This window comes from Lysinibacillus sp. FJAT-14745 (assembly GCF_001275675.1).
Taxonomy (GTDB): Bacteria; Bacillota; Bacilli; order Bacillales_A; family Planococcaceae; genus Lysinibacillus.
On the sequence record NZ_LITM01000018.1, the window covers coordinates 32,079 to 43,190 of the forward strand.

Here is an 11,112-nt window from a genome sequence, read left to right on the forward strand (position 1 = left end):
GTCTGTGGCGATGATCCCTAAGTAGTTGCCCATAGTAGAGAAAAACAGGAATTGTTCCGATAAAAGCTAAAATTGTTCCGATAAAACGAGAAAATGTTCCGATAAAATGAGATGTTGTTCCGATAAATCTTCAAAGTATTCATATAAAAATGAATTAACTGCGCTTTGTTGCTGCCGCTTCGCTTTCGCACAGTTAAAACATTGTCGCTGCAGGGTCTCGGGGCAACAGGTGTTTTTTGTGCGAAAGCGTAGTACAAACGCAGCAGCAGCGACAGGATGTTGGTCACGAAGGCGTTATCACAGGACGTGATGGTTTTAGCCTTCGTTATCCCCGAGGAGTCACCCAGTCGTAACGAAGAACAACTTATCCGCATGACATACGTTTTAATAAAATGTCACCCAACTTTTAAATTTTATCGACAAACTTTCCTGTTTTATCAACTAACTTTTAATTTTTATCGACATCCACCTTCCGAAGAGCAAAAAGGATTCACACACAAAACTGTGCGTGAATCCTTTTACTTTATTGCGTTCATTGGACTTTTTCTTTGGTTATTTTTGACGATATGGAAGAATTTCCGATACTGTCACGAATTCATAGCCTTGCCCTTGTAAATAAGCAAGCACGGCATCAAGACCATCAGCAGTCGATTGATGAATATCATGCATTAAGACAATGGCGTTATTGTGTAAATTGTTTTTGATATTAGGTAGTAACTTTTGTGCATTGCGATACTTCCAGTCTAACGTATCGATCGTCCATAAAACAACAGGAACTGAAATTTGAGCGTTAATCGTATCGTTTGTTGCACCGTATGGCGGTCTAAATACAGTTGGCTTTTGATTAATGGCCTTTTCTATCTCCGCAACTGTAGATGTGTATTGCTTCACTGCTGACTCTAGTGACAGTTTTGTTAATACAGGATGGTTCCATGAATGATTACCTATTTCATGTCCTCGTGCAAGTACGTCTCTTGCGATATCAGGGTAATATTTAACACGACTACCGAGCATAAAGAAGGTAGCTTTTGCATGATATTTATCGAGCGTATTTAAAATCTGTTCTGTAACCTTTGGATGTGGGCCATCATCAAAAGTTAAGGCAATACGTTTTTTGTTTGGATCACCTGTATTAATTGGCTTCGTCGGCTTTTCCATAGCGATTTGGAAATCTGAGGCTAACAACGGATTGATTAGTGAAAGGGGAAGCTTCACAATTGGTGAACCAGCTGCTCCGCTAGCAATCTCATACTCATCAAAATAGAATTGTAACGAATCATCAACGATAGCAAAGCGATTGAAATTAGACCACTTCGGTTCAGTTGACTTTATTAAATCATCCTTGAAAAGCTCATCCTTTAACTTGAGATTTTGTTGTAAGTCATTACGTACATTAGTAGCTAATGCCGATAAGTTGTTTTCATCGTTGTTCAACAATGTTTTAATGGAAATTAGTTTACCAGTTTCATGATTGATGAAGAATGTTTTTGTTGAAACCTCAGGATTGGCTCCGCCTGTATACAGCATTTTTGTTAGTACAAAAGAATAGTAATGTTTTTGATATGGGAAAGTTTCCAAACTAATATTAAGCTCACCCATTACCTCTTTATCTTTATTTTCTTTCATAGATGACAGATAGTTTTCTTTTGAATCCTTTATGTACTGTAATACAGCATCATTAAAAGCTTTATTATCTGTTTCTGGATAGTGAATAGCAAAAGGAGTTCGCTTATCATTAGAAACATCTGTTACAATACGTATACCTGGAAACGCAGAGCTTTCTGTGGATAAATTACTCTTTATTGAATCTGAAGTTGTCTCTTTAGAGGCACTAATTTTTTGAAACTTAAAGTCATCCTTTGATAGGATAATGACTAAAATAATAGTTGTTAATGTAATAATGAGGCCAATTAATAGGAAATCAATCATTGGGCCGCGTCTTTTTCTGCGTTCCGGCATTTTGATGGATACGCTCCTTTCCATATTTATTTTTCTATACAATAAGACGTGTTAGTCATTGAAAAAGTTATACGAATCTACGATGTTTTGCTATCAATTTATGGGAAACCAATCTTCATAAATAAATTACCCATTAGCTTACCATTTCTAACTTATGTAAGCCAAAGTACTTTTGTTAAAAGTTAAAATTTTTTGTTGAGTTTTTATTTGCAGTTCGATACTATTGGCAAGGAACCTTAACTTCTTTCAGCGGGTGCCAAACACCCGGTGAAAGAAGTTAAAGCCTCCGGCGGATGTCATGGAATCGGAAAGGAGTTCTAAAAGGATGTTAGCCTAAAATCATCGCATCCATGCGATAACGGCTAACTGACCTGCATCGGTAAAAACGCCACGTCCTGTGGCATTACTGAAATGACCGACATCGTGTCGGCCCTCGGTAAAAACGCCACGTCCTGTGGCATTACCGAAATGACCAACATCGTGTTGGCCCTCACGCAGGCCTAAGCACAAAGCCGATTCCAGACGCAATTATGCCGAGGCATAATTGAGGGAGGTAGATAACTGTAATGGTTTTACATGAAGTGGATAATGAATTTACGATTGACTGTTTATTGCTTGCAGGGCGAATTATGATTGAAAGTGGTGCGGAAACATATCGTGTGGAGGATACAATGCTACGCATGGCACATTCTCAAAATATGCTGGACGCGCAATGTTATGCCACACCTACAGGAATCATTTTTTCGTTAGGCAAGACACAGCCGACAAGAATTACATCGATTTCCAATAGGGTAACAGATTTACAAAAAATAGCCTTGGTAAATTCAGTATCTCGGAGACTCACATCTCACATGATAACACTAGAAGACGCTTATGACGAGCTAAAGTCGATACAAAAAACAAATTATTTTTTACCAACATATATTCAAGTAATAGCATCGGCTCTTGCGAGTGGTTGTTTCCTTATAATGTTTAAGGGGGGATGGTCTGATTTCCTTTTTGCCTGTTTGGCAGGGGGGCTAGGCTTCCTAGTGCTTTTATTGATAAATGACTTAACAAAAGTAAAATTTTTCTCAGAATTTACGGCTTCATTAGTAGTAGGATCTATTGCTGTCTTTTCAGTGAAATATGGCCATGGTATGGAACTAGATAAAATTATAATTAGCTCCGTTATGCCACTGGTACCAGGTATTTTGATCACGAATGCAGTTCGGGATTTAATGGCAGGTCATTTTATGTCAGGGATGGCAAAGGGCGTAGAGGCCTTTTTAACAGCTTTTGCAATTGGTGCAGCTATTGCCGTCACTCTATCGTTTTAGGAGGCAGATGACATGGACTATATCATACAGTTGATTCTTAGCTTTTTTGCGACTGCTGGTATCGCAATTATTTTTAACGTACCTAGAAAAACCCTCATTTATTGTGGTTTTGTTGGGGTAGTAGGCTGGATGATTTACTTCGTCCTAACAGAGCATGGTATGGATGTAGTAAATGCCTCATTCTTTAGCTCTTTCGTAATTGCTATCGTTTCTCATTTGTATGCTCGACGCTTCAAAATGCCGATGATTATTTTTATTGTTGGTGGTATTATCCCGTTAGTTCCGGGAGGCATGGCTTATAATGCAATGAGAAATGTTGTAGAGGATGATTATGTACAAGGGCTACAGTATGGATTAAAGGCATTTTTAATTACAGGTGCCATCGTTATAGGACTTGTATTTGCAGAGGTGCTTATACAGCTTATTTTCCGTTCTGTACGTACCGGTAAGGCGAAATTCCAACAGGTCTACAAGAAATAAGGCTTTTGGCATTGCGGATGGAAAAGCCAAAACGGTGGACAGAACAAATATAAAGAAGGAGGTTACGCTCTTAAGTGTAACCTCCTTTATAATGTTAAAAGAGCCTTCGCGCAAAAGACATCTGTTGGCCCGAGACCCTGCAGCAAAGCGGATGTTTTCTGTGCGAAAGCGTAGTGCGAAAGCGAAGCGACAGCAACAATATTTTGTCTGTGCGAAAGCGAAGCGACAGCAACAATATTTTGTCTGTGCGAAAGTGAAGCGGCAGCAACAATGTTTTAACTGTGCGAAAGCAAAGCGGCAGCTACAAAGCGCCAGTCGGAACGGAAATCAACCCCTCGCTTTGCGTAAGAGCCATACTTTATTTAGACTTTCATTAATAACAAGAAGGAGGTTACGTTCTTAAACGTAACCTCCTAAATTAACTATTTAACTAGTAGTGCTTCAATTTCCTCGGCATGAATTGGTTTACTAATATAGTAACCTTGAATTGCATCACAGCCATAAGAAATCAAAAGATCTGCTTGTTCAGCAGTTTCGACACCTTCTGCTACAACTTTAAGTTCCATAGATTTTCCGAGTTGCACCATACCGTTCATTAGCTTTTGGGTTTTTTCAGATTTTAATAAAGAACTTGTAAATGCTTTATCGATTTTCAATGTATCTATTGGTAGAATTTGCATATATCTAAATGAACCATATCCGGTACCGAAATCATCTAGTATAAAGGCGATACCTTCATTTTCAAGCTTACGCATTTGCTGTGTGATAAAGGTAGCAGCTTCTGCTTCTAGGGCAAATTTCTCTGTAATTTCGATTTGAATAAGGTTTGCTGGGCAGCCAGTTTTCGCTAACGTTTCAAGAATTGACTTTGCCATGTTTTTATCACGGAATTCGCGTACGGAAGAGTTAATAGATACTTTTAAATCAAGACCAGCTTTTTTCCAGATTAGTACCTGTTCACAAGCTTTTTCTAACATAAAGGAACCGATATTATTAATGAGACCAGTTTCCTCAGCAATTGGAATAAGCTCATCTGGTGAGACAACGCCTATTACTTCATCTTCCCAACGAACTAGTGCTTCTACAGCTGTGATTTTACCTGAAGTAACATCAATTTGTGGCTGATAGAGAACTTTTAGGTTTTTTTGGTCAAGAGCTTGAAGTAAACGTTTTTCAATTAAAGCTTTACGATTTAATGCCTTATGTGTTGCTTTTGATAGTGAGACGATTTTATCGCCACCTGCTTCACGGACAGTTGTAATAGTAGCAATGGATGCCTTCATTAGTTGGGAGAATGTAGTTTGATCCTCTGGATAACGTGTAATTCCGCCACTAATAGAAATAGGGACCGCAACATTACTGTTATAAATTGGATGTTGTTGTAAGTAAGATAGGAAGCCTTGAATAAACCATTCACTTAATGGTGTAATCACGACAAAATCATTTTCGTTAATACGTGCCATTGTGCTATCTTGGAAGTACATTTTTATACGATTGGTAAACTCTACAATAAGACTTTGATCGATTTGCTGATCATGTAACTCTTTTAACGTATAAAATTTATCTATACTTAAATAGACAAAAGAGAAGTTTCTTTCTTCCTCAATCATTTGGGAAATCACTTTTTCGAGTCGGTGTGCATTCATGAGGCCTGTTTCTGTATCGATATAAGCGATTTTTTCAAGCTGGTGTTGTATGTTCTTGGACTTGGTGATATCCTTTTCGATTAATAAAAATTGTTGCTCATTCGTTTCAAGATTAAATGTTGGGATAGCTGTTAGTAGTACCCAATAAGATTGGCCTGTTTTTGTAACTTTTTCGACTTCACCTTGCCACGTTTGGCCATTGTTTAAATTACGCCAGATAGTAGTTGTGATCTTTTCACTTTCTTTATTTTCAGGGAATAGCTGCCAAAACGTTTTACCAATAACGCGTTTCGGTGTCCATTGACTCGTTTTTAGATATTCAGCATTACATTCTAAAATGAACCCATCATAATCAAGTGTTATTGTCATAAATGTCGAGTCTAATCCTTGTTTTAAGTCTACGAGAGTGCTGCTACTTGAGACAAAATTAATCATTAATTCTGGTAGCATAAACATCATAAGAATGAAACGCTCTCCTTGTTCAGTAAATGGATTAGCTAGCAGCGCTGTTGTAATTTCTTCATTTGTATATGTGCTCAGTTGAATTTGATTGATATACGTACTGTCATCATTTTGTAAAAGGGTTTGATACTTTTCTAACGAAAGCTGACGTAGTAAATTTTCGTGAATAAATGAAGCTGTATGTTCGTTAATAGTAGTAGCTGAAAAACCAAATAGCTGTTCAGCAAGCTTTCCCAATTTTATAGCCTGTCCATCTTGATTCATAACAATTGCAGGAAAAGGGAGTGAATTTAAATAATGTTCATCGATCGTAAATGATTTATGCATATGACTCATGATTATTCGATCTCCTTGAGTAATCTATATATACTATTATTATAGTTAATTATCGGGAATTAGTCATTATGAATATGATTGTAAAAATTTGATAATTAATAATCCCGGGACTTTTTTAGCGGAATATAAGGAAAGAATTGAAGAAAAATAACATTTTTTAGTATTTATATAGGAAGTGAGAATTGTATGAAACGATTAAAAGGAATAGTATTTATCGTCTCCGGTGCGATGTTATGGGGGGCAACTGGCCCTTTGATGGAGTGGTTACTCAACTATACACCATTGACAGTTTCCTTTATGTTAACAATTCGTTTATCGGTTGCTGGTATTATATTACTTACATATTTATTGTTAACTAGAAAAGATATTTTCGGTATTTGGAAACAAAAACTATGGAGTAGACAACTCCTAGTGTTCGGGGTAGCAGGGATGCTGGGTGTACAGTTTGCTTTCGTGGCGGCAATCAACGAAAGTAATGCTGTATTTGCTACCTTATTACAGTTTTTAGCACCGATATTTGTTGTTGCTTATGTCTCTCTTAGTTTAAAGAAATGGCCACCGAAATATCAAGTATTAGGGATTATTGGTACACTAATAGGTCTTTTCCTCCTACTAACGAACGCTTCATTTGACGCTTTGTTAGTTAGTAGCAAAGCCTTATTGTGGGGCGTAGCTGTTGGTCTTACGTTTGCCTTCTACACATTGTACCCTGCACGTTTGATGAAAGAATGGAGTGTACTACTTGTTGTCGGTTGGGGAATGCTTATAGGAGGATTTACATTAGGCGTTATTAGTCGAATTTGGCAGTCAAATTTGTTGCTAGTTTTCACGGATTTTAAGGTTACATGCTTTATGATTGCTTTAATATTCTTCGGTACTGTGGCTTTCGTGCTTTTTTTAAGTAGCATGAAATACATTACAGCAGTTGAGACAAGTATCCTCTCTAGTATTGAACCGCTAACAGCAATGATTATTTCAGTAATTGTGTTTGGTACATCTTTAGGTTTTTGGCAATTAGTTGGTGTCTTCGTTATGCTTGTTTGTGTAACGTGGCTTTCTATAGGTGGAGGAAAAGCATAAAAATACTATCTACATAGGAGTTCTTTACTATATTTGAATTTTATGGGACTTTTTTCACTAAGAACAAGGGGGAAGAATATGAAAGAAATTTTTTCCTATGTAAAGCCTTATAAATGGACTGCATTGATTGCGTTTTGTTTAATGCTAGTGGAATTGTTTGTGGAGCTCGCTCAGCCACTTATCATGGCTAAAATCATAGATAATGGAGTACGAGCTCAAAATCAAGGGATGATTTGGCAATGGGGAATTGTTTTACTTGGCTTATCCTTCGTAGCCTTTATAGCCGGTGTCGTTAATTCATATTTTTCATCACATACAGCACAGAGCTTTTCCTATGATTTACGAAATGCATTATTTGAAAAAATACAATCCTTTACATTAGCTACTTATCAAAAATTCTCAACGGCATCCCTTATAACAAGGTTAACGAATGATGTGACGCAAGTTCAGACGGTACTGTTTATGAGTTTGCGTATTATGCTTCGTGCACCACTTGCCGTTGTTGGTAGCATCGTTATGGCTTTTGTTGTAAATGCTAAACTAGCGTTGTTTTTAGTTATTGGCGCACCAATTATTTTTATTTTTCTTATTTTTATGGTGGCAAAAGGCGTGTCTTATTTTGGACTTGTGCAAAAGAGAATGGATCGTTTGAATCGTGTACTACAGGAAAATCTACAGGCTATTCGATTAGTGAAGGCTTATTTTCGCGGTGCATATGAAGCCTCTCGTTTTGATGAAGTTGCCTCACGCTTGAAGATAGATACTGTAAAGGCTCTACGCACAATGGAGTATATTATGCCTGTACTGTTATTTATTATGAATATGAGTTTACTTGCAGTGCTGTGGTTTGGAACGAAGCAAATAGCTACAGGTACAACACCGCTTGGAGATGTTGTAGCCATTATCAATTATGCAATGCGCATGACAGGCTCGTTCTCGATGTTTGCCTTTATTATTATTTTTTATGCGCGTGCAAAAGCCTCAGCAGAGCGTATGGCAGAAGTCCTTTCAACTGAAAATGACATTGAGCTACCATCATCCTCAGAGAAAACATCTAATGGCATGAGTTTTGGAGAATTAGCTTTTGATCATGTGAGCTTTACTTATCCTGGGGAAGACTCGCCTGTTCTCTCCGATGTAAGCTTTCGAGTGAAGTCTGGTGAAAAGCTAGCCATTATGGGAGCAACAGGTGCAGGGAAATCTACGTTGCTACAGCTTATTCCTCGTTTCTACGATGTCACAGAAGGAAAAATAGTAGTAGAGGGGAAAGATGTACAGCAATGGGATTTACAAGAACTGCGCGAAATCATCGGCTATGTTCCACAACAATCCTTATTGTTTACAGGAAGCATTGCAGATAATGTTCGTTGGGGCGATGTAGAGGCTGAAATGGATGCAGTGTTACACGCTACAATGCAAGCGCAAATCCATGCTTCTGTGGAGGATTTCCCGAATGGTTACGAGACAAGAGTCGGTCAGAAGGGTGTCAATCTTTCAGGCGGTCAAAAACAAAGATTATCGATTGCGAGAGCATTATTAAGAAAAGGGCATATATTAATGCTCGATGATAGTACAAGTGCGCTTGATGTTAAAACGGAGCAGGCATTATGGGAGGCATTGAGTGAAGAACAAGCAACGATGTTAGTGGTCACTCAAAAGATTCGGACAGCTAGAGGTGCAGATCGTATCTTACTCATTGATGCAGGGAAAGTGGTAGCATATGGGACGCATGAAGAGCTTTTGCAAACTTCAGCGCTCTATAAAAAAATCGCAATCTCCCAACAGGAGGTGGAGGAATAATGGGATTTTTCCAAAAACCTTTTGGCTATGAGCCGATTTTGACGAAAGATGATGTGAAGCAGGCTGTTAAGAAAAAGAAGGGACCTCGTGCGACAAATTGGAAAAGTACACTAATACGTTTATGGAAAATAGTTGATGAACAACGTGTACTATTAATTATTGTACTGTTACTTGTCTTGGCGAGTTCCCTTTTGGCTCTCCTTGGTCCGTATTTAATCGGTAAAATGATTGATATGTACGTAACGCATGGAGAGCTTGCAGGACTAGAGAAGGGAATTATGCTGTTAATCGGCATTTATGCGCTATTAGCAGTATCTTTATTTTTGCAAAACTATTGGATGATTGGTATTGCGCAACAAACCATTTATAGATTACGAACGAGTGTATTTGCTCATTTCCAAAGACTACCGATTGCCTTTTTCGATCGCCGTCAACATGGGGAATTAATGAGTCGGATGACGAACGATATTGAAGCAGTTAGCTCAACGTTAAATAGCTCCTTTATCCAAGTGTTTTCTAGTGTAGTAACATTGACGGGAACAGTGATCATCATGCTAAGTTTAAGTCCTTTACTAACAGTAATAACGATGACGATTATACCGATTATGTTTTGGGCGATGCGTTGGATCACGCGGAGAACCGCACCGTTATTTAAAGAGCAGCAAGCGGCTATAGGGGCTCTTAATGGCATGATTGAAGAAACAATTTCGGGCCAGAGAATAGTGAAAGCTTTCTCACAAGAGGAACGAATGAAAGAGGAGTTTCGCGAAAAAAGTTTACGATTAAAAAGAACCGGCTTTTGGGCACAGACATACTCGGGATATATTCCAAAGGTCATGAACTTTTTAAACAATATGAGCTTTACAATTGTGGCTGGTATTGGCGGCGTACTTGCTCTTTATGGTCATGTGTCGATTGGAGTCATTGTTATTTTCACAGAATATGCAAGGCAATTTACACGACCGTTAAATGATTTGGCCAATCAATTTAATACCGTGCTGTCAGCGATTGCTGGTGCTGAGCGTGTATTTACGTTACTGGATGAACAGTCCGAAGAGGAAGCAGCTTCTGCGCAGAAGCACAAACTATTAGGTCAGGTGAGCTTTCAACATGTGTACTTTAAATATGAGCAAGGAGAAGAAGCTTACACTTTGAAGGACATTAATTTTAACGTAGAGTCCGGACAAACGGTAGCTCTTGTTGGGGCAACTGGGGCAGGAAAAACAACTATCTTACAGCTTATTGCAAGATTTTATGAGGTAACAAAGGGTGAGATTTTATTTGATGGTGTAAACGTTCAGCAAATAGAACGACAAGCATTGCGCGCACAAATGGCCTTTGTGTTACAGGATCCATTTTTGTTTGAAGCATCTGTACGTGAAAATATTCGTTATGGTCGATTAGATGCTAGTGATGAAGAGATAGAAGAAGCAGCGAAGCGTGCAAATGCACATGACTTTATCATGTCGCTAAAGGATGGCTATGACACAGTACTTGCCGCAGATGGCAGTGGTATTTCGCAAGGTCAAAAGCAGTTACTGTCCATTGCAAGAGCATTGATTGCTGACCCGAAAATTTTGTTGTTGGATGAGGCGACAAGTAGTATTGATACTGTTACGGAGCTTGCGATTCAAGAGGCCCTTGATGTGTTAATGCAGGGACGTACAAGCTTTGTGATTGCTCACCGTTTAAATACAGTGCACAATGCCGATATAGTGCTTGTTATGCACAAGGGTGTGTTAGTCGAAGCAGGCCCACAACAGAAATTAATGGAATCCGGCGGCATCTATGCGCAGATGTTACAATCTTCATCGCATCATCTTGATGAGTAAGTTGAGAGTAACGATGTAAGTGTCAATCACATTCTTCAAACATAAGAAAGAGCATTTTCAAAATTCTTGGGATTGCTCTTTTTTGTTGAAACATTGACTTTTATCTCATAAATGTAATTTTTTTGGCTCATCACCATAACTTGTGGTTGATTTTCTATCAATTCAATAATTTTACATTTTACTATAGAAGAAAAGCGA

At 38.3% G+C, this 11,112-nt stretch carries 7 protein-coding genes; 5 read left to right on the top strand and 2 right to left on the bottom strand.

Annotated features, from left to right (window positions below):
• Positions 1-552: 552 nt before the first annotated feature.
• Positions 553-1,959, bottom strand: coding sequence for a polysaccharide deacetylase family protein (locus AMS59_RS23235; RefSeq protein WP_053486077.1), 1,407 nt, complete (start codon positions 1,957-1,959; stop codon positions 553-555).
• 566 nt (positions 1,960-2,525) lie between these two features.
• On the opposite strand from AMS59_RS23235, the gene AMS59_RS23240 reads away from it, so the two are divergent.
• Both AMS59_RS23240 and AMS59_RS23245 read left to right on the top strand, forming a co-directional pair.
• Positions 2,526-3,278, top strand: a complete 753-nt coding sequence (locus AMS59_RS23240) for a threonine/serine exporter family protein (protein ID WP_053486078.1) — start codon at positions 2,526-2,528, stop codon at positions 3,276-3,278.
• Positions 3,279-3,290: 12 nt separating this feature from the next.
• Positions 3,291-3,758: a threonine/serine exporter family protein gene (locus AMS59_RS23245; RefSeq protein ID WP_053486079.1), complete on the top strand. Its 468-nt coding sequence runs from the start codon at positions 3,291-3,293 to the stop codon at positions 3,756-3,758.
• A gap of 422 nt (positions 3,759-4,180) precedes the next feature.
• On the opposite strand, the gene AMS59_RS23255 is transcribed toward AMS59_RS23245, so the two are convergent.
• Positions 4,181-6,202 (bottom strand): bifunctional diguanylate cyclase/phosphodiesterase, encoded by a 2,022-nt coding sequence (locus AMS59_RS23255; RefSeq protein ID WP_053486081.1) that lies wholly within the window; start codon positions 6,200-6,202, stop codon positions 4,181-4,183.
• A gap of 186 nt (positions 6,203-6,388) precedes the next feature.
• On the opposite strand from AMS59_RS23255, the gene AMS59_RS23260 reads away from it, so the two are divergent.
• The 3 genes from AMS59_RS23260 to AMS59_RS23270 all read left to right on the top strand — a co-directional run bounded on the left by AMS59_RS23260 (position 6,389) and on the right by AMS59_RS23270 (position 10,914).
• Positions 6,389-7,282 carry a DMT family transporter gene (locus AMS59_RS23260; protein ID WP_053486082.1) on the top strand — a complete coding sequence of 298 codons (894 nt, stop codon included), beginning with the start codon at positions 6,389-6,391 and terminating at the stop codon, positions 7,280-7,282.
• Positions 7,283-7,360: 78 nt separating this feature from the next.
• Positions 7,361-9,082 (top strand): ABC transporter ATP-binding protein, encoded by a 1,722-nt coding sequence (locus AMS59_RS23265; protein WP_053486083.1) that lies wholly within the window; start codon positions 7,361-7,363, stop codon positions 9,080-9,082.
• On the top strand, positions 9,082-10,914 hold the full coding sequence (locus tag AMS59_RS23270) for an ABC transporter ATP-binding protein (RefSeq protein WP_053486084.1): 1,833 nt from the start codon (positions 9,082-9,084) through the stop codon (positions 10,912-10,914). The genes AMS59_RS23265 and AMS59_RS23270 overlap by 1 nt, the downstream gene beginning before the upstream one ends.
• Positions 10,915-11,112: the final 198 nt, after the last annotated feature.

Coding starts and splice junctions, on each gene's coding strand:
- AMS59_RS23235 (WP_053486077.1), bottom strand. CDS start 1,959: ATGCCGGAACGCAGAAAAAGACGCGGCCCAATGATTGATTTCCTATTA.
- AMS59_RS23240 (WP_053486078.1), top strand. CDS start 2,526: ATGGTTTTACATGAAGTGGATAATGAATTTACGATTGACTGTTTATTG.
- AMS59_RS23245 (WP_053486079.1), top strand. CDS start 3,291: ATGGACTATATCATACAGTTGATTCTTAGCTTTTTTGCGACTGCTGGT.
- AMS59_RS23255 (WP_053486081.1), bottom strand. CDS start 6,202: ATGAGTCATATGCATAAATCATTTACGATCGATGAACATTATTTAAAT.
- AMS59_RS23260 (WP_053486082.1), top strand. CDS start 6,389: ATGAAACGATTAAAAGGAATAGTATTTATCGTCTCCGGTGCGATGTTA.
- AMS59_RS23265 (WP_053486083.1), top strand. CDS start 7,361: ATGAAAGAAATTTTTTCCTATGTAAAGCCTTATAAATGGACTGCATTG.
- AMS59_RS23270 (WP_053486084.1), top strand. CDS start 9,082: ATGGGATTTTTCCAAAAACCTTTTGGCTATGAGCCGATTTTGACGAAA.